At 63.9% G+C, this 19,277-nt stretch carries 19 protein-coding genes; 13 read left to right on the top strand and 6 right to left on the bottom strand.

The window, feature by feature from the left end; genetic code table 11:
* Positions 1-129 precede the first annotated feature (129 nt).
* Complete coding sequence (locus CK489_RS21710; protein WP_095733627.1) at positions 130-555, top strand: hypothetical protein; 426 nt, start codon at positions 130-132, stop codon at positions 553-555.
* Here CK489_RS21710 and CK489_RS21705 read toward each other — a convergent pair.
* The 3 genes from CK489_RS21705 to CK489_RS21695 form a co-directional block, all read right to left on the bottom strand.
* Positions 552-1,178: a pyridoxamine 5'-phosphate oxidase family protein gene (locus tag CK489_RS21705; protein ID WP_143278196.1), complete on the bottom strand. Its 627-nt coding sequence runs from the start codon at positions 1,176-1,178 to the stop codon at positions 552-554. The two genes, CK489_RS21710 and CK489_RS21705, sit on opposite strands and share 4 nt — an antisense overlap.
* Positions 1,179-1,255: 77 nt before the next feature.
* Positions 1,256-2,593 (bottom strand): amidohydrolase, encoded by a 1,338-nt coding sequence (locus tag CK489_RS21700; RefSeq protein ID WP_095733625.1) that lies wholly within the window; start codon positions 2,591-2,593, stop codon positions 1,256-1,258.
* Between the two features lie 117 nt (positions 2,594-2,710).
* Positions 2,711-3,481, bottom strand: coding sequence for an IclR family transcriptional regulator domain-containing protein (locus tag CK489_RS21695; RefSeq protein ID WP_095733624.1), 771 nt, complete (start codon positions 3,479-3,481; stop codon positions 2,711-2,713).
* Between the two features lie 184 nt (positions 3,482-3,665).
* Between CK489_RS21695 and CK489_RS21690 the strand changes: the two genes are divergently transcribed.
* From CK489_RS21690 to CK489_RS21665, 6 genes are all read left to right on the top strand, one after another.
* Positions 3,666-4,157, top strand: a complete 492-nt coding sequence (locus tag CK489_RS21690) for a MaoC family dehydratase (protein WP_095733623.1) — start codon at positions 3,666-3,668, stop codon at positions 4,155-4,157.
* An 11-nt stretch (positions 4,158-4,168) separates the two neighbouring features.
* Positions 4,169-4,621 (top strand): MaoC family dehydratase, encoded by a 453-nt coding sequence (locus tag CK489_RS21685; protein ID WP_050626223.1) that lies wholly within the window; start codon positions 4,169-4,171, stop codon positions 4,619-4,621.
* Between the two features lie 239 nt (positions 4,622-4,860).
* Positions 4,861-6,168, top strand: a complete 1,308-nt coding sequence (locus CK489_RS21680; protein ID WP_245350450.1) for an MFS transporter — start codon at positions 4,861-4,863, stop codon at positions 6,166-6,168.
* A gap of 98 nt (positions 6,169-6,266) precedes the next feature.
* A complete protein-coding gene (locus tag CK489_RS21675) occupies positions 6,267-7,898 on the top strand; it encodes a GMC family oxidoreductase (protein ID WP_050626221.1) in 1,632 nt (543 codons plus the stop codon).
* A gap of 6 nt (positions 7,899-7,904) precedes the next feature.
* Positions 7,905-8,807: an alpha/beta fold hydrolase gene (locus tag CK489_RS21670; protein WP_095733621.1), complete on the top strand. Its 903-nt coding sequence runs from the start codon at positions 7,905-7,907 to the stop codon at positions 8,805-8,807.
* A gap of 255 nt (positions 8,808-9,062) precedes the next feature.
* Positions 9,063-9,455, top strand: a complete 393-nt coding sequence (locus CK489_RS21665; RefSeq protein ID WP_143278195.1) for a hypothetical protein — start codon at positions 9,063-9,065, stop codon at positions 9,453-9,455.
* A gap of 96 nt (positions 9,456-9,551) precedes the next feature.
* On the opposite strand, the gene CK489_RS21660 is transcribed toward CK489_RS21665, so the two are convergent.
* Positions 9,552-9,959 carry a GFA family protein gene (locus CK489_RS21660; protein WP_050626218.1) on the bottom strand — a complete coding sequence of 136 codons (408 nt, stop codon included), beginning with the start codon at positions 9,957-9,959 and terminating at the stop codon, positions 9,552-9,554.
* A gap of 251 nt (positions 9,960-10,210) precedes the next feature.
* Between CK489_RS21660 and CK489_RS21655 the strand changes: the two genes are divergently transcribed.
* The 4 genes from CK489_RS21655 to CK489_RS21640 all read left to right on the top strand — a co-directional run bounded on the left by CK489_RS21655 (position 10,211) and on the right by CK489_RS21640 (position 12,913).
* Complete coding sequence (locus tag CK489_RS21655; protein ID WP_050420133.1) at positions 10,211-11,164, top strand: metallophosphoesterase family protein; 954 nt, start codon at positions 10,211-10,213, stop codon at positions 11,162-11,164.
* A 12-nt stretch (positions 11,165-11,176) separates the two neighbouring features.
* Complete coding sequence (locus CK489_RS21650; protein ID WP_095733619.1) at positions 11,177-11,500, top strand: cupredoxin domain-containing protein; 324 nt, start codon at positions 11,177-11,179, stop codon at positions 11,498-11,500.
* Between the two features lie 94 nt (positions 11,501-11,594).
* The gene (locus tag CK489_RS21645) at positions 11,595-12,152 is read left to right on the top strand and encodes a sigma-70 family RNA polymerase sigma factor (protein WP_050626216.1); all 558 of its coding nucleotides are present in this window, start codon (positions 11,595-11,597) and stop codon (positions 12,150-12,152) included.
* A complete protein-coding gene (locus CK489_RS21640; RefSeq protein WP_095733618.1) occupies positions 12,149-12,913 on the top strand; it encodes an anti-sigma factor family protein in 765 nt (254 codons plus the stop codon). The genes CK489_RS21645 and CK489_RS21640 overlap by 4 nt, the downstream gene beginning before the upstream one ends.
* A 105-nt stretch (positions 12,914-13,018) precedes the next feature.
* Here the strand turns inward: CK489_RS21640 and hpnO are convergent, their stop codons facing one another.
* The gene (gene hpnO, locus CK489_RS21635; protein WP_095733617.1) at positions 13,019-14,410 is read right to left on the bottom strand and encodes an aminobacteriohopanetriol synthase HpnO; all 1,392 of its coding nucleotides are present in this window, start codon (positions 14,408-14,410) and stop codon (positions 13,019-13,021) included.
* 102 nt (positions 14,411-14,512) lie between these two features.
* Here hpnO and CK489_RS21630 point away from each other — a divergent pair, with 102 nt between their 5' ends.
* A complete protein-coding gene (locus tag CK489_RS21630; RefSeq protein WP_050626214.1) occupies positions 14,513-15,163 on the top strand; it encodes a DUF2147 domain-containing protein in 651 nt (216 codons plus the stop codon).
* Between the two features lie 86 nt (positions 15,164-15,249).
* On the opposite strand, the gene hpnN is transcribed toward CK489_RS21630, so the two are convergent.
* Entirely contained in the window at positions 15,250-17,865 is a 2,616-nt protein-coding gene (gene hpnN / locus CK489_RS21625; protein ID WP_050626213.1) for a hopanoid transporter HpnN, read from the bottom strand.
* Between the two features lie 478 nt (positions 17,866-18,343).
* Between hpnN and ispH the strand changes: the two genes are divergently transcribed.
* A complete protein-coding gene (ispH, locus tag CK489_RS21620; protein WP_050626212.1) occupies positions 18,344-19,270 on the top strand; it encodes a 4-hydroxy-3-methylbut-2-enyl diphosphate reductase in 927 nt (308 codons plus the stop codon).
* Positions 19,271-19,277: the final 7 nt, after the last annotated feature.

Below are 19,277 nucleotides of genomic sequence, written 5' to 3'. Positions count from 1 at the left end.
CAGGCCATGGCCAAGGCTGATACGATCGCGTCCGACCAAAGCCCAATGGTGCCGGAAAACGCTCGCGCGGATACTACTTGAGGTTTCCGCACCAAAATCCTCTCGTCTTCAGAAAAAGGGGCGGCTGCAATGACGCCGAATCAAGCGGTCCTGTTCTCCACCATCATCCTGCTGGTGCCGATGGGCTATTTCCTGCTGGCGGCGCCCGCGTTCCTGCTTGTGAAGCTCGACGTCCCGCCCGTCACCCGCCTGCTGCGCGGCATGTTCAACGCCTACTTCCTGGTGCTGGCGACAGCCGGCGTGATCGGAACGCTCGCCTTTGCCGCCGCGGGCCGGCCGGCCACAGCGCTCGGCATCGCGTTGATCGCGGCATTCGCCGTGCTGGCGCGCCGCTGGTTCCTGCGCCGGCTCGATGCCGAGGCGGATGCGAGGGATCTGGGTGACCCCACCGCGGTGCGGCGGCTGCGCCGGCTGCATTGGGGCGGCATGCTGTGCAATGCGGTTCAGGTGTTCGCACTGGTCGCCAGCATTCCCTACATGGCACCGCTGCCCTAGACCTCGCCTTTCCGATGCGGATCGTATTTCGAAAGCACGTCCCTGAGGTAATCCCGGCTCTTCCATTCAGGTGCAGGCGGCTCGTATCCGGGCCGAGGGACGAAGGGATTCGCCGGAACATCTGTTGAAGCGCCCATCAGGTCTGGAATGTAGCGCGGGCAATTCGGAAAGATTTCGCATTTCACGCGCACGACAACCTTCGCGCCGTGATGCCGCGCAAGCGTGTCGGCATCGTCGTGGATTGTCGCCTTGCCTCGGATCCGCGTGCGAAACGTCTTGCCGTCGAGGCGCACGAACAGCAAGCCGACATTCGGGTTGCGATGAATATTGCCGAGCGTGCGGTACATGTTGTTGCCGTCGTATTCGGGGTACTCGAGCGTGTCCGGTCCGGTGATCCTCACGAAGCCGGGATCACCGGACCGCATCGAACAATCGACGTTATCCTGATAGCTCGTCGCAATGAAAAAGAACCGCGTCTCCTCGATGAGCTTGCGATCCTGTTCCCAGAATTCGAAATGGAGACGATGCTTCTCGAGGCCGTCGGCGACGCGACGGCCGTCGAAGCGGTCCTGCAACTCTCGCATTCCGTCATGATAGAAAGGGGCGCGGACGGGATCTGCCACGGGGCTCCTCCAGCAAGGTAAGCAATTGGTCTGCGAGTTCCGGCGCGGTGTCTTGCGCGCGCGACCGACGCAGACGGCTATTTTTCCGGCGCCTGCCGGTCGAACGCGCTCAGCACGGCAAGCGTCATGGCCGCGACACCGGTCTTGATCGTCGGCTCCGGCACCGGCGCGAACAGCGGCGAGTGGTTGGACGGCAATGGCGGACCGTTGCCTTCGCGGGCGGCGGCGACGCGTTCCGGCTCGTAGACACCGATATTGAAGAACATCGAGGGCACCCCGGCGTTGACGAATTCCGAATAGTCCTCGCTGGGTGTGCCCGGCGGTGACGGTGCGAGCTTGTCGCCAAACGCAGCCTTCAGCACCTTTTCCGCGGTGCCAACTACGTCGGGGTCGTTGATCACGGCCTTGGTCCCTTCGCCGATGTTGATCTCAGGCTCCGGCGCATTCGACATCGCGGCGACCGCCTTTGCCGTCCGCTCGATGCCTGCCAGCATCTTGGCGCGCACCTCAGGCTTGAAGGTGCGAATGGTGCCGAACAGCACCACGTCGTCAGGAATGATGTTCGACGCGGTGCCACCGTGAATTGAGCCAATGCTGACGACGCCAAATTCGGTCGGGTCCTTTTCGCGGCTGATCACGCTCTGGACATCGACGACAAAGCGCGCAGCCATCATCACGGGGTCAATCGTCGCCTGCGGCACCGCACCGTGCCCGCCGCGGCCACGGAATTTGATATAGAGGCCATCGGCGGCGGATGAGCCGATGCCGACGCGATAGCGTAGCGTTCCGTAGGCGAACGGGCCATCGTGCAGGGCGAAGCCGACATTCGGCTTTGGAAATCGCGTGAACAGGCCGTCCGCCAGCATCGCCTTGGCGCCCGAGACGATTTCCTCGGCCGGCTGGGCGATGAACATCAGCGTGCCGTGCCACTGGTCTTTCAGGTCGACCAGCGTCTTCGCCGTCCCCACCCAGCTCGCCATGTGGACGTCGTGGCCGCAGCTGTGGGCCACGAAGGTTTCCCGTCCCTGCCACGTCGTCTTGTCGTGGCTCGCATAGGGAAGTCCGGTCTTTTCCTCCATCGGCAGCGCATCGAGCTCGGTGCGCACCATGACGGTGGGGCCCTCGCCATTCCTGTAGAGCGCGACCAGCCCGGTCTTGCCGACATGCTCCGTCACCTCGAAGCCAAGCGCCCGCATTTCGGCAGCCAGCTTGGCCGCGGTCTTCTCCTCCTGAAAGGCGATTTCGGGATGGGCGTGAATATCCTTGTAGAGCGCGTCGAGTTTCGGATAGTCGGCCTCGACCGACTTCTCGATCGCGCCCTTCAGCCTTGCGACATCAAGCTCGGCATTCGCCCGGCACGGCAGTGACGCGCAGAGCGCAGCGGACGCGAGCAGCGTGAGAACCATTTTGGTCATGGCAATCGCTCCAGCTGAAGTTCGGACACGGCGTGCCGAATGCCCATTACATCACCAAGCCGGGCTCGGCGGCCTGATCTAAGCAGGCAACGCGATCGGAAACAACGGCCTGGCGAGCTAGCCCGACGTCAGCATCTGGCTGCGGATCTCTTGCGCGGTGCGGCGCAGCGGCAGCAGGAATTTCTTGCGCGCAGCGGCCTCACTGACCGTGCCCGAGATCGTGTTGACGCTGAGCGCCGCGACCACGGAGCCTGCGGGATCACGCAGTGGCACCGCGATGCCGCAGATCGCGGGATCGAGCTCGCCGTCGACCCAGGCATAGCCGTCGCTCTCGACCCGCACCAGCAATTCACCGAGCCGCTCCGGATCGGTCACCGTGCGCGGCGTGACCTGCTTGAAGCCGCCGGTCGCAAGATAGGCCTCGCGGGTGCCGGGCGGCAGCGCCGCGAGCATGACGCGGCCGAGCGACACCAGATGCGCGGGCAAGCGGCTGCCGACACCGAGATTGGCAGAAAGAATCCGCCGTGCCGGCAGGCGTAGCGCATAGACGATCTCGTCCTCGTCGAGCACTGCCATGGCGCAGGACTCGCCGATCTCGTTGCGGAGATTTTCCAGCGCACGCTGCGCATGGCCCCAATATGGCAGCGCATTGAGGTAGGACAGGCCGAGCCCGAGCGCGCGCGGCCGCAGGCTGAAATAGCGTCCGTCGGAAGCGCAGTATTTCAGCGCCACCAGGGTCGCGAGAATGCGGCGCGCGGTGGCGCGGTTGAGCCCCGCAATGTCGGCGGCCTCGGCCAGCGTGTGCCGCCCGGGCGGCTTGCCGAGCGCCTCGATGATCGAGAAGCCGCGCGCAATCGCGCGCACGAAGCCGTCACTCTCTTTGCTCATCGCGTTTTGCTCATGGCGCCGCTTTGCGGGGGACGTTGGTTCTACTCACGACATCGCAGCCCGCATGGCCGCCTGCACATGACACGACACTGCCCGCTTGCCAGGGGCTCCCGACCGCGCTAGCGTCAATTCACACAGCGAATAAAATGTTCGCCTGGCGAACTGAATAGCAGGAGGATGCCCGATGGCGCAAGCAGAAAGTTCTGCGGCCACCCCGTTCGAGACCGATTTCTGGAAGGACGCGAAGCTGCGCAAGATGTGGGACGACATCGTCCCCGGCGAGCCGCGCAAGACGCTGCCCTACAAGCTGACGCAGGAAGCGATCGCGCTGTACTGCCGTGCGGTCGGCGAGACCAACCCGCTCTATCTGGACGCAGCGGCGGCGAAGGCCGGGCCCTATGGCGGGCTGATCGCGCCGCCCGCGATCCACATTCTCCTGATGTTCGCGTGCACGCCCGCCGATGACTGGATGCGCTCGCCGGGCACCGTCAATGCCGGACAATCGTGGAGCTACAACATCCCTGCCCGTCCCGGCGACACCATCACCCTGCAGGCCCGCGCGCTCGACAAGTTCATCAAGCGCGAGCGGCTGTTCGTGGTGCACGACAACGTCTTCTTCAACCAGCATGGCGACGTGATCTGCTCGGGTCGCGGCCAGACCATCCGTCCGATGTAAGGAGGATCAGCATGACATCCGTGAATTTCGATGCTCTCAAGGCCGGCGACACCATCGACGGTCCCGCCTTCGCGGTCTCGCGCGAATCGATCCGCCTGTTCTGCGATGCATCGCTCGACTACAACCCGCTGCATCTCGACGACAACTACATGAAGGGCGATTTCGGCAAGACCAATTTCGGCGGCATCATCATGCATGGCATGAACAATTTCGGCCTGATCTCGCGCATGCTGACCGACTGGGCGCTTCCCGCCGGCGCAATCCATCGCAGGCTCGAGACGCGCTGGCTGAAGCCGGTGAAGCCCGGCGACACCATCCGCCCCGCCGGCACCATCAAGGCCAAGCAAACCACCGCGAAATCGCGTTGGGTGCTGGTCGACGTCGCCGTGCAGAACCAGCGTGGCGAGACGGTCGCGGCCGGTGAAGCGATGCTGGAATTTCCTGCGAGCGCCAAGGCGGGCTAACCGCGCGTACGACCAGCACAAGGCTCCACTTCGCCTCGCCCCGCCTGCAGGGAGAGGCCGGAATGCATCGTCAGATGCATTCCGGGTGAAGGGGAGCCTCCGCAGGCTCAACTCTCTCCGTCTATGCGGACGCAGCCCCTCACCCCACCCCTCTCCCCGCAAGAGCGGGGCGAGGGAGCGCAGTGCCGTCGCGGCACGATTCGACTCAACAAATCAAAAAGAAATACTTGGAGGTTTCGATGCAGGATGCGGCCCAATCGCGGCTCTATGGACGGATCGCCTGGCGCCTGATCCCGTTCCTGCTGGCGTGCTACACGGTTGCGATCATCGATCGCTTCAATATCGGCTTTGCCAAGCTGCAATTCCTGCATGATCTGAACATCGACGACGCGGTGTTCGGGCTTGCCGCCGGCATCTTCTCGGTCGGTTATGTCGCGCTCGAAGTGCCGAGCAATCTGCTGCTGGTCAGGATCGGCGTCCGCAAGACGCTGCTGCGGATCATGGTGCTGTGGGGCACCGTCACCGTGCTGCTGGCGCTGGTGCAGAACCAGTATCATCTCTATCTGCTGCGCTTCCTGCTCGGCGCCGCCGAGGGCGGATTCTTCCCCGGCATCCTGTATTACCTGACGCTGTGGTTTCCGGACCGCGTGCGCGGCCGCATGACGAGCCTGTTCGTGATGGCGGTGCCGCTCGGCGGCGTCATCGCAGGTCCGTTGTCGGGCCTGATCATGGACCACATGCAGGACGTCCACGGCCTGCATGGCTGGCAGTGGCTGTTCGTCCTCGAAGGCGTTCCTGCGGTGCTGCTCGGCATTGCCGCCTATCTCACGCTCGCCGACGGACCTCAGGCCGCGAGCTGGCTCAGCCCCAACGAGCGACGACAGGTGGCCGGCGATCTCGCCCGCGACCGTGCCGCCACGCCTGGCACGACGCGCAGCTTCGCGGCCGCGCTGCGCGAGCCGCGCGTCTATCTGCTGTCGTTCATCTACTTCGCGTTCTTCTGCTCGCTCAACACCATCCTGTTGTGGACGCCGACGCTGCTGAAGCGCGTCGGCGTCGCGACCACCACCGAGATCGGCTGGCTGAGCGGCGCGATCTCGGTCGCCTCGGCGATCGGCATGGTCGCGATCGGCTATAGTTCCGATCGCACTCGGGAACGGCGCTGGCACGTGGTCGCTTGCGGGCTCGTCGCGGCAGCGTGCTTCATCGCCCTGCAAGCCGCGCAGGGCAGCGTGCTCCTGACCGTGACGCTGCTCGCCATTGCCTCGGTCGGCATCTTCGCGATCCTGTCGCTGTTCTGGACCATTCCGAATGCGATGCTCGAGGGCGGCGCCGCCGCCGGCGGGATCGCGCTGATCAGCGCGATCGGCTCGTTCGGCGGCGCCGTCTGCCCTGCCCTGATCGGCTGGATGAATGTCGCGACCGGGAGCATCTACGCACCGCTCGCCCTCGTCGGCGCGCTGCTCGCGATCGGTATGCTGACGCTGATCGTCTGCGTTCCCCGAGCGAGACATCAGGTCACATTGGCCGAACCGAGCCGTCCCTGATCATCCGGCGCACGCCCGGTATCCACCGCCGGGCTTGTCTCGACCGGCTGCGTCTGACTAATAGTCAGCAACAAAAGACGCTTGCCGGGAACGAGGACATGCCGCGAAGGCTCGAGGGTGATTTCGACTACATTATCGTCGGCGCGGGCACGGCGGGCTGCATCATGGCCAACCGCCTGTCGGCCGATCCGACGAAGCGCGTGCTGCTGCTGGAAGCCGGCGGCAAGGACAACTGGATCTGGTTTCACATCCCGGTCGGCTATCTCTTCGCGATCGGCAATCCGCGCTCGGACTGGATGTTCAAGACCGAGGCCGAACCCGGCCTCAACGGCCGCGCGCTGGCCTATCCGCGCGGCAAGGTGATCGGTGGCTCGTCGGCGATCAACGCCATGATCTCGATGCGCGGCCAGGCCGCGGACTATGATCATTGGCGGCAACTCGGCCTCACCGGCTGGAGCTACGACGACGTGCTGCCGGCATTCAAGAAGCTGGAGGATCATTTCCTCGGTGCAAGCGAGCATCACGGTGTCGGAGGCGGCTGGCGCATCGAGGCGCCGCGGCTGTCTTGGCAGATCCTCGATGCGGTCGGCGATGCCGCCGAGGAAATGGGCATCAAGCGGATCCCGGATTTCAACACCGGTGATAATGAAGGCACCAGCTATTTCCACGTCAACCAGAAGCGCGGCCGGCGCTGGTCGTCGGCGCGTGGCTTCCTCAAGCCGGTGCTGAACCGCAGCAACCTCAGGCTCGAGACCGAGGTGTTGGTCGACCGCCTGATCATCGAGAGCGGCCGCGCTGCCGGCGTGCTGTTCCGCCAGGGCAACGGGCAAGACAGTGAGGCGGTCGAGGCACGCGCCAAGGGCGAGGTGATTCTCTGTGCCGGCTCGATCGGCACCACGCAGGTGCTGCACCGCTCCGGCATCGGCCCGGCCGAATGGCTGTCGCCGCTCGGCGTCGACATCGTGGCCGACGTGCAGGGCATCGGCCACAATTTGCAGGACCATCTGCAGCAGCGCGCGATCTACAAGGTGTCGGGCGTGCGCACGCTGAACGAGACCTATTACAATCTCGTGCGCCGCGGCCTGATGGGGCTCGACTACGCGTTCCGCCGCCGCGGGCCGCTGACCATGGCGCCGTCGCAGCTCGGCATCTTCACCCGGTCGGATGCGACGCGCTCGCGCGCCAACATCCAGTTCCATGTGCAGCCGCTGTCGCTCGACAAGTTCGGCGATCCCCTGCATCGTTTCCCCGCGATCACGGTGAGCGCCTGCAATCTGCAGCCGACCTCGCGCGGCACGGTGCGGATCAAATCGACCGCGCCCGATGACAAGCCGTCAATCGCGCCGAATTACCTCTCGACCGACGACGACCGCCAAGTCGCGGCCGACGCGATCCGCACCACGCGCAGACTGATGAAGCAGAAGGCGCTGGAGAAGTATCATCCGGAAGAGTTCCTGCCCGGTCCTTCGGTCGGCGATGACGACGCCTCGCTCGCCAAGGCCGCCGGCGACATCGGCACCACGATCTTCCATCCCGTCGGCACCGCCAAGATGGGAACGGCGAACGACCCGATGGCCGTGGTCGACGAGCGGCTGCGCTTCTACGGCCTGCACGGCCTGCGCATCGCGGATGCTTCCGTGATGCCGACCATCACCTCCGGCAACACCAACACGCCGACCGCGATGATCGCCGAGAAGGCCGCCGAAATGATCCTCAGGGATGCGCGATAGCAGCCCATGACGCAGCCGCAGCGGATCTTCGTTGGCGATGCCGGATCGCAGATCGCGCTGGCACGCTGGGGCGAGCCGGTCTCCGGCAAGCGTGTGGCGCTGCTTCTACACGGCACCGGCTTCGTCGCCGAAGTGTGGACCGAGGTCGCGGAGGCGCTGGCCTCCGACTACACAGTCTATGCAATCGACCGCCGCGGCCATGGCCTCAGCCACAAGCCAGCGGCCGATCGTTATCACTTCCGGGATTTCGCCGACGATATCCGCATGGTGGTCGAGCGCCTCGACCTCTACGACATCTGCGGCATCGGCCACAGCGCCGGCGCGACCGACATGCTGCTGGCCACCAAGCTGCTGCCGGACCGCTTCACGCGGCTGTTCGTGACGGAGCCGACCGCGATGGATCCGCGCAGGCAGCGGACCGGCGGTCTCAGCAACATCGCGACCGCGTCGGTGCAAGGCGTGCTGCGCCGCCGCGCCGAATTCGACAATGCCGATGATCTGTTCCAGCGATTGCGTGCCGCGCCGGCCTTCGCACCATGGACCGAACCGTCGCTATGGGCCTACGTCAATCACGGCTTTGCGCGGCTCGACGACGGCCGCATGCGGCTGCGCTGCACACCCGAGATCGAGTCGGCCCTGCTGGGTCCGATCTTCCAGGCCATGGAGCAGATCTATGCCGGCGATTCCCGCGGCAATCCGTTCCCGTGGTTCGCCGAGATCGCCTGCCCGGTCCGCATCGCCACCGCCGAACAGTCATGGCCGATCTACAAGGAGATGGCCGACCGCGCCGCGGCACTGATCCCGCACGCCAGCCGCTGGACCTTCGATGGTGTCGGCCATTGCGTCGCGCAGGAAGCGCCGGAACTGATGATTGCTGCGCTCATGACGTTCGCGGCGGGTGCGGACTAACGCAGTCGTCACGTACGGCGCCGCAAAAAGAAATCGCCGCCCCCTCGCGGGGACGGCGGAAGCCACTCACGCAGTACTGGAACTGATATTAGTGCTTGCCGCGGTGCTCGGCAGCTTCGCGGTGATAACGCGCCGCGTGCTCGTGATGCTCAACGCCTGCGTGGTCGCTCACGATGATCTCTCGGTCTGGCGAGTGAAGTCCGCCATCCTAAGCAGGAGCGCTGACATTATGCTGACGGCTGCAAGACAGCTTTGTTGCGGCTGTTCATCGCCGCGGTATTGTGGCGCCAACGCCATAACGGCCGGAAATCGATCCGCGGCGCGGCCGGGCCGCTACATATCATCTTTTTTGCGTTGTGGCCGAATTCTAAATTCTTACTTCGGTGTGTGGCTGTGTTCGACCTGGAGCAGGTGGTTTTGGAGGAGATTGATTTGGCAGAGCCGAAATATCGTCTCCCAGCTTGGATTCAGACCCTTTGGGTGATTGTCCTCGCGCCCATTTTTGTTCTCGCGCTCATACCTAGCCTGAGCAAATTGGTGTTAGGCCCAATTGCAATCCTTGCGATTGCTGCATTACTCACGGTTACTGCGGCGTACAACAAAACCAAAACGGGAATGTGGTTGCCCGGAGCCAAGAAAGATCGTTAGGCCCTTGTGGCGTTTGCACCATAGTAGCGCATCGATGTTGCAGCGCGTTTCCATGTTGCGGGGCGCATGGTGTCCGGCGCGTTCATCGGCCATCTGTCATTCCGTCGGCGGAAAGCGATCGAAGGCCGGCAGTTCATGCGCGGTTTCCATCCAGCGCAGCCGCTCCGCCACCTGGATGTGCATGGTGGCCGGTATCGCGCCGGGATCGTCATAGGTGCCGCTCTGGATGTCGATGAAGCCGGGCAACATGTTGCCGTTGGTGTAGAAAAGCCCGCTGCCGCAATTCGCACAGAAGTGCCGCCGGCCGTGTTCCGAGGATCGGTAGATCCTGGGCTCGCCCTTGGTCACCTTGAGGGCGTCCTCAGCGACCATCACCCAGCCGACCATCGGCGCGCCGGCATGGCGCCGGCAATCGGTGCAGTGACACAGCGCATGGACGACCGGTTCCCCGGTCACCTCATAGCGAATCTCGCCGCAATGACAGCCTCCGGTCACGTTGCCCATGGTTTCCTCCAACCGATCAGGGGTTTGCCGGGTGGATAGCGTCGCATGCGCGGCGCCTTCAATGGCGCATCTTGCCCTTGCGGCCAGCTGTCGCGCGCGGGCCTCTTGGCTGGCCTGGTACGGCGGGCCGCCGGGCTCTCACGAAATCGTCATCCCTGCCCTCAAGCCCCTCCAAAGCCCCGGGAATAAACCCCAGGGCCTGCCGATCACCTTCCCGGAAACCCAATCCCTGGGACCACGGGAGACTTGTCATGAGCGGACACGATCACAATCACCACGATGAGGAAAAAGGCGTCAGCCGACGCAAGGTGCTGGAGTGCATGACCTGGGCCGGTACCGGCGTGCTGTGGACCGTCACCGGCGGCGTGCCGCATTCGCTCGGCATCGTCGGCTCGGCCGCCGCTGCCGAAGCCACCACCGGCATGACCTTCATGCAGATCAGCGACAGCCATGTCGGCTTCGACAAGCCGGCCAACCCGAACGCCATCGGTACGCTGGAGGAGGCGATCAACAAGGTCAAGGCGATGCAGGCCAAGCCGTCCTTCATGATCCACACCGGCGACATCACGCATCTGTCGAAGGCGTCCGAATTCGACGACGCCGATCGCATCATCTCGCAGGCCAAGCTCGACGTGCACTACGTGCCGGGCGAGCACGACTTCATCGACGAAGAGGTCAAGCTCTACAAGGAGCGCTACGGCAAGGGCACCAAGGGCCCGGGCTACTACTCCTTCGACGCCGGCGGCGTGCATTTTGTCGGCCTCGTCAACGTCGTCGATCTCAAGGGCGGCGGCCTCGGCAATCTCGGCAACGAGCAGCTGGAATGGCTCGAGAACGACCTCAAGGGCCGTTCCAAGTCGACCCCGATCGTGCTGTTCGCCCACATCCCGCTGTGGACCGTCTATCCGCAATGGGGCTGGGGCACCGAGGACGGCGCCCGCGCGCTGGAATACGTCAAGGGCTTCGGCTCGGTCACGGTGCTCAACGGCCACATCCACCAGGTGATGCAGAAGGTCGAGGGCAACGTCACCTTCCACACCGCGCGTTCGACCGCCTTCCCGCAGCCGGCGCCGGGTGCTGCGCCCTCGCCCGGCCCGATGAAGGTCGAGGATGCCAAGCTGCGCAGCATGCTCGGCGTCGCCAGCATCAACTTCAAGCAGAACAGCCAGCCGCTGGCGATCATCGACACGCCGCTGCAGGGTTAAGGGAAGACACCGATGAGTTCGATCAATCGACGCGACTTCGGGATCGCCGTGGTCGCGGTCATGCTGCTGCCTGTCACCGCGGCCCGCGCCGAAGACGTCGCGGTCCACATCGACAACTTCTCGTTCGCGCCGAACCCGCTCGACGTGAAGGTCGGCACCACCGTGACCTGGACCAACCGCGACGACATTCCGCACACCGTGGTGTGCGCGGGAAAATTCCGTTCCAAGACCATGGATACCGACGGCACCTTCTCGTTCACCTTCACGGAGCCCGGCGAGTACAAGTATTTCTGCTCGCTGCATCCGCACATGACAGGCAGTATCAAGGTTGGGTAACGTGACCAGCCATATAATCACAGCCATGCCCGGCCGGTGGCCCTCAGCCCCTGGCCGGGCACAAGCCGTCTCTCGACATGCCGGGCAGGACACGATGGTTGTCAAAGCGTCGCAAGACGATCCCGAAAAGGCACGGCGCTTCCGCGAAGCCGCGCTGCCCTACCTTGACGACGCCTATACGCTGGCGCGCTATTTGCTGCGCGATGCCGCCGATGCCGAGGACGCAGTGCAGGAATGCTACCTGCGCGCCTATAAGCATTTCGACAGCTACCGGGGACCTGCGATGAAGCCGTGGCTGTTCGCGATCCTGCGCAATGTCTGCCGCGCCGAATATGCGCGCCGCAAGACCGCCCCCACGGCGGTCGAGGAGCTGCCCGAGGGCGGCGACCAGACCCCGATGTGGAATGAAGCCCCGGAGACACCGGAAAAGCAGATGCTGCGCCGCTTCGACGGCGACACCGTGCGCAAGCTGGTCGCGGCGCTCGCCGAGCCGTTCCGCGAGACCTTTGTGCTCAGGGAAATCCAGAATCTTTCATACCGCGAGATCGCCGATGTCGCCGCCGTGCCGGTCGGCACCGTGATGTCCCGCCTCGCGCGCGCCCGCGCCATGCTGCGATCAGCCTGGCTCGCGGAACAGGAGCAAGCGAAATGACCTGCGAGGAAGCCGAAGTGCTGGTCCACGCGCTGATCGACGGCGAACTCGACGCCGGCCATGCACGCGAAGTGGAAGCCCATATCGAGGGGTGCGCACATTGCGCCGCCCTGATGAAGGAATATCAGGAGATCCGCCAGGCGATCGCCGAGAGCGACGTCAGCTACAAGGCGCCGCTCGAGCTGCGCCGCAAGATCGAGAAGGCATTGCCGCAGCAGCAGGCCGCGCCGAGCCGGCGCTCGGTGCTGCGCGGCTTCGCGATGGGCTCGGCGGTATCGGCGATGGCGGCGACGGGCCTCATCGCGATCGTGCTGCGCAACGACGACGAGCAGCGCATCGAGAACGAGGTGGTGTCGGCGCATTTGCGCTCGCTGCAGGCCGGTCATCTGATCGACGTGGTCTCGACCGATCAGCATACGGTCAAGCCCTGGTTCAACGGCAAGCTCGACGTCTCGCCGCCGGTGATCGACCTGACCGCGCAGGGCTTTACGCTGATCGGCGGCCGGCTCGACTACGTCAACGCCCGCGAGATCGGCGCCGTGGTCTACAAGCGGCGCCAGCACGTGATCAATTTGTTCGTGGCGCAGACCGCGAATACCGAACGCAAGACCGCGCAGATCTCGACCTTGCAGGGCTTCAATATCCGGCGCTGGAGCGACCGCGGCCTGAATTACTGGGCGGTCAGCGATCTCGGCGCCGACGAGCTCAGCGAGTTCGGCGACAAGTTCGAGAGTGCGATGCACGCGAACAAGGAGGGGTGATTTGCAGGCGGATTGGCCGAAGGCGTAATCCGCCAATCTCCCGCAAACCTGCGGCGGGTTACGGCTTCGCCTAACCCGCCCTACGCAGCTACGGTATCTTCAGGCTTACGCCGACTTGCGCACTGCGTTGTCGACCAGCGTCTTGCCGAGCGACCAGATCGCGCCGGGCACCTTGTGGCTGCCGGCGATCACGTCGTCGAACGACTTCTCGATCCAGCTGCAATCCTGTTCCGTGATCATCAGCGGCGGCAGCAGCTTGATGGTGTGGAGGCCATGGCCGGCCACCTGGGTCAGGATCTTGTGATCCTTGAACAGCGGCACCGTGATGAGCTGGCAGAACAGGCCCTTGTTGGCGGTCTCGAGCAGATTCCACGACGCCTTCAGCCGCAGCGATTTCGGCGGACCGAACTCGACGCCGATCATCAGGCCCTTGCCGCGGACTTCCTTCATCAACTCATAACCCGGCACCATGCGCGTCAGCGCAAGGCGAAGCTCGGCGCCGCGCTTGGCAGCGTTCTCGACGAGCTTCTCGGCCTTGATGACATCGAGCGTCGCAATGCCGGCGGCCATCGCCAGATCGTTCTTGGCGAAGGTCGAACCGTGCACGACCGCACGGTCCATCTGGTTGAAGATCTTGTCGAAGATGTGCTTGCGTGTCAGCAGCGCGCCGATCGGCACGTGGCCACCGGACAGCGCCTTCGCGAGCAGCACCATGTCGGGCTCGATGCCCCAATGCTCGATCGCGAGGAATTTTCCGGTGCGGCCGATGCCGGTCTGGATCTCGTCGGCGATGAACAGCGTGCCGTATTTGCGGCACAGCGCCAGCGCGCCGGGCAGGAACTCGTCGGTGGGCATATTGACGCCCTTGCCCTGGATCGGCTCGACGATGAACGCACCGACCTGCCGCGACGACAGCGCCTTCTCCAGCGCCTCGAGATCGTTGTAGGGGATCGGGGTGCAACCCGGCAGCAGCGGCTCGAAGCCGCTGCGGAAATTCGTATCATCGGTCAGCGACAGGGCGCCGTAGGACAGGCCGTGGAATGAATGCCCGCAATAGACGATGCCCGGCCGGCCGGTCGCGCCACGCGCGAACTTGATCGCCGCTTCGACGGTTTCGGCGCCGGAATTGGCGAAAAACACCTTGTCCAGATATGGAACATGCTCCAGAAGCCGTTCCGCGAGCACACCGGCGAGGGTCGAGACATCTAGCTGCACGAGATTGGGCAGATCGGCGTCGAGCACGCTCTTCAGCGCCTTGCGCAGGTCAGGATGATTGCGGCCAATCGCAAAAACGCCAAATCCGCTCAATAGATCGAGGTAACGAGCCCCCTGACGATCGAAGAGGTATTGGCCTTGCCCCTTCTGGAAGCCGACGTCATAGCCGATGGTCTTGAGGACGCGAACGAGCTGCTCATTGAGGTGACGCGTGTGCATGGCACCGCGCTGCCCCTCCCGCTCCACAAAAATCTCGGAAACGTCTAAATTGGAACTTACCATTCGTTACATACGTCGGTTGATGGCCATCTCGTCAACTTAAAACGCTCGCTAGCGGCGTTTTGACCCCTGCTCGGATCGTCTAGTTAAGCACAGGTTTGGACCATGTTGCACTGCCCAAGAACTTTCGCGCGTACAATAGCCTTTTCAGGTTTATTTTTGGCCACCGTATTATCACCGGCACTTGCAGCGGACCCGACCGGCGACTGGAAGGTCGCAGATGGTGTCGCCACCATCCGCGTCGCCCAGTGTAATGGCAACATGTGGGGTGCGGTGTCATGGGAAAAAACCCCCGGCGGCAAGGATAAGAACAATCCTGATCCGGCGAAGCAGAGCAGGCCTACACTCGGCATGCCGATCCTGATCGACATGAAGAAGAAGGCCGGCGCCGACGCGTGGGAAGGCCAAGTCTACAACGCGAAGGACGGCCAGCTCTACAGCTCGACCATCAAGCCGGTCGGGACTGATCAGCTCGAGATCCAGGGCTGCGTGCTCGGCTTCCTGTGCGGCGGCGAGACCTGGACCCGCGTCGGTCCGCCGATCCCGGTGAGTGCCGCAGGCAATCCGGCCGCTGCCCCGACCGCGAAGGGCGCCGCTCCCAAATCGGCTGCGCCGCAGAAGACCACCGGCGCCGTGGCGCCTGCCACCAAGCCCGGTCAGAAGCAGGCGGCAGGTACTCCGGGCGCCGCCAATGCGTCCGCTGACACCGTCGGCGATATCTGCCTGCTCCCGGACATCGCGCGCCCTACGCACTGATACCGTCGCGCGAGTCCCGCTCGGCGACGAATCGCGGCTCGGCGGCGCCTGCCGCCAAGCCGGATCGACAGCGGATCGCCAACGCGTCAGGTGACGTCGTTGGCGATATCCTCTTCCTTGAGGGTTTCGCGTGGTTTGCCCATCAGCGCCGGCTGGAACAGCAGCACCGCCGCGAGCGTGGTGACGAGCGAGAGCGCAAGCAGCTTGCCCATGCTCGCGGTGCCGGGATGACTGGATAGCCACAGGCTGCCGAACGCGGTCGCGGTGGTCAGCGCGCTGAAAAAGATCGCGCGCGTCAGGCTCGATTGCAGCAGATTCGTCCTGCCCTGCCGCCATGCCGTGACATAGTAGATCTTGAACGCCACGCCGACGCCGAGCAGCAGCGGCAATGCGACGATATTGGCGAAGTTGAGCGGCAGCCCGATCAGCACGCAGATCTCCAGCGTGACGATGCCGGCGACCAACAGCGGAACCAGCGTCATCAGCACGTCGACGACCCGGCGCAGTGCCAGCCACAGCAGCAGGCTGATCGTGACCAGCGCCAGGATGCCGGCGTGGATGAACGCATTCACGATGACATCGCCCGACTTCAGGATCGACACCGGTCCGCCGATCGCGGTCGGCTCGGCGGCGAGCACGGCGTCGGCGAAGCGGCGCAGATTGTCGTTGTCGTTCGGATCGCCCTTCGGCTCGACCTCGACACGCATCAGGCCGTCCTTGGTCTTCCAGCTCTCGACCAATTCCGGCGGCAGGTTCTGCAGCGTGACGGTCTGGGCCTGCAGCGTATTGCGAAGCTGGTCGAACACGATCTTCATCGGCGCGACGAAGACGTCCTGCGCCTTGTCGCGGGTTGCCTGGTTCGAATCGGCGAGCTTCTGCAGGGCGTCGGCAAGCCGGCGCGCGGCAACCGCACCCGGCCCTTTGCTGTCGCCTGCGGTCCTGCGCAGGCTGTCGACCGAGCTCTTCAGCGACTCGACATTCTCCTGATCCGACGGCGCCGGATCGACCGAGTCGGGGTTGAGCGCCGGGCCGAGCGTCTTGGCCGCCTGTGCGATGAGCTTCAGCTTGGCCGGCTGGTCCTCCGGCACGAAGCTGTCGAGCGACATCACGCGCGAAACTTCCGGCAGCTTCTCGAGCTTGGCCTCGATCTTCTTGGCGTCGGCATCCGAGCGCGTCATCACATTGATGGCGTTGGCGCCGGTGTTCGGGTCCTTCCTCAGGTCCAGGAAGGTGGCGATCGATTCCGCCTGCTTGTTGCGCAGATTGATCGGGTTGAAGTCGAACTTCATGTAGTGCAGCAGCGGCAAGCCCGCGACCGTGACCAGCAGCGTGCCGACGATGATCGGAACGCGGTGCTTCTCCAGGAAGTGGTCGAGCGGCGCCAGGAAGGCGTAGCCGACCGGCTCCTTCTCGCCGGGCGGGTTGAGCAGGTCGAGCAGCGCCGGCAGCACCGTGATGCTGGTGACGAAGGCCACCAACATGCCGGCGCCGGCGATCTTGCCGAGCTCGGAGATGCCCTTGTAGTCGGTCGGCAGGAAGCACAGGAAGCCGGCCGCGGTCGCCATCGCCGCGAGCGACAGCGGCACCGCCGAGCGGCGCGCGGCGTTTTCCAGCGCCAACGTCAGATTGTCGTTCTTGTAGCGCTCGGAACGGTAGCGCACGCTGAACTGGATGCCGAAGTCGACGCCGAGACCGACGAACAAGACCGCAAAGGCGATCGAGAGCAGGTTCAGCGATCCGACCATCATCAGGCCGACTGCCGTGGTGATGGCAAGGCCGATGAACAGGTTGACGAATACGGCGAAGATGATCTTGCCGGAATGCAGCGCCAGCCAGAGGATAATCAGCACGATCACCACGGTGCCGATGCCGTTGGTGATCGCACCGTCCTGCACGGTGGCATATTCCTCGTTGGCGATCGGCACTGGTCCGGTCAGGCGCACGCGCGCGTGGTATTCGGTGGGGAATTTCAGGTCGGCCGCAGCCTGCCGGATCGCGTCGGTCGCGGCCTTGCCGGGCTCCAGCGCCGAGTAGTCGATGATCGGCTTGATCTCGATGAAGGCGCGCTTGTCCGAATCGGTCAGTGGCTTGTCGCTGGTGAGCTCCCGCCAGGAGAAGGTCGCGTTGCCCTTGGCGAGGACGGTCTCGACGGTCTCGGAGATCAGGTTGAAGGGAGGCGCGGCATTGTCGAGCTTGACCTGTCCGCGCTTGACGCCGGCAAGGCCGGTCTCGAGCGCACCGGTTAGGCCGCGAATCGAAGGGTCGCCTGCCATGATCTCGATCAACGGCGCGGCCGATTCGAGCTGGCCGGTGACCTTGCCGACTTCCTCGGTCGGCAGGAACAAAAGGCCGTTCTTCTCGAAGAACTCACCGGAGCCGAGCGCGGTGATCGCCTCGAAGTTCTTCTTGTCGGCTTGCAGCTTCGCGGTGAGCGCTTTGGCGGCCGAGCTGGTCAGCTCGGGCGTCGCAGCCTCGACGACCGCCAGGATCAGCCGCTCGCGATCAAAGGCTTCCTCGAACTGGTTGTCGCGCTTGCGCCAATCGAGATCCGGCGAGATCAGCTTGTTGATGTCGGTGTTGATCGAGAAATTGCGGGCCGTGTAGAAGCCGGCACCGATCGACAGCAGCACAGAGATAATGACAACCGGAAGGGCAAAACGCGTACAGGTCCTAACAACGGAGACGACAATATTTGTCAGCACTTCGTTTCTTTCTAATCTCGGGGAAGCATGGCCGAAAACGCCCGCTCTGTAGCGGAGTTCCCGGGACCGATCTAATGTTGTTTTGGTTATCTTCCTCGACGAGATGGCGAGGAGGTTCCAAACCACAGGATCGGCCATGAGTGCCGGTATAAACCGCATCAGTGGGCGATAAAGTGACGAACAAGTGAGGGAGACGGACGGTCGCAGGACCTGAAATCCACACTATATTACCTCAAATTCCCCTCCTTGCCGGCCGCCCACCCGCTCGAAGCGCTACCTTTTTGCCACAAATCCCTGTATTTCCATGCCCTTGAGGGCGCGGATCACGTGCAGGACCTGAGATGGTGCGGACATTGCAACTGACGTTGCGAGGTCCGACCTGGCGGAGTGCGTTGCCGAAAAGGCCGCAGGGCTTGGAAGCAGGACTTGGAAGCAAGGCTTGGAATGAGGCTGGTGCAATTTGCGTAACGGACGACCGATGGAAGTGTTTCTTGCTCAGCCGCGCGGCTTCTGCGCGGGCGTCGTGCGCGCGATCGAAATCGTCGAACGCGCGCTCGCGAAGTATGGCCCGCCGGTCTACGTCCGCCACGAGATCGTTCACAACAAGCACGTGGTGGAAAGCCTGAAGAAGAAGGGCGCGATCTTCGTCGAGGACCTGTCGGAGGTGCCGGCCAAGGCGGTGACCGTCTTCAGTGCCCATGGCGTCGCCAGGAGCGTCGAGGAGGAGGCGGAAGCCCGCGACCTGCCCGTGCTCAATGCCACCTGCCCGCTCGTCACCAAGGTCCACAACCAGGGCAAACGCTATATCTCGAAGGGCCGCGCCCTGATCCTGATCGGGCATGCCGGTCACCCCGAGGTCGAGGGCACCATGGGCCAGGTTCCGGGACCGGTCCTGCTGGTCCAGAGCGTCCAGGATGTGGCGGAATTGCGGCTGCCGACCGATACTCCGGTCGCCTACATCACCCAGACCACCCTGTCCGTGGACGACACCAGGGACATCATCGCGGCCCTTCAGGCAAAATTTACAGATATTCAAGGCCCGGACATCAGGGATATCTGCTATGCGACACAGAACCGCCAATCTGCGGTAAGGGACCTGAGCAAGCTGGTGGACGTCATTTTGGTGGTGGGGGCCGCCAATAGTTCCAACTCGAACAGGCTTCGTGAAATCGGCACCGAGGTCGGCGTCGCGAGTTATCTCATTGCCGATGGGAGCGAGCTCAACCCGGACTGGCTGAAGGATGCCAAGGCCGTCGGCATTACGGCGGGTGCGTCGGCACCCGAAGTTCTGGTCGACGATGTGATTGAGGCCCTGCGGCGCATCGGACCGGTCTCGGTCTCGGTTGTTCCGGGCCGCGAAGAGAATATCGAATTCCGGCTGCCAGCCGAACTGACTGCGGGCTGATCTGAAC

It is taken from the genome of Bradyrhizobium sp. UFLA03-84 (assembly GCF_002289535.1).
GTDB lineage: Bacteria > Pseudomonadota > Alphaproteobacteria > Rhizobiales > Xanthobacteraceae > Bradyrhizobium > Bradyrhizobium viridifuturi.
The sequence above is the reverse complement of the archived record's forward strand: the minus strand, read 5'-3'. Positions and strand labels throughout refer to the sequence as shown.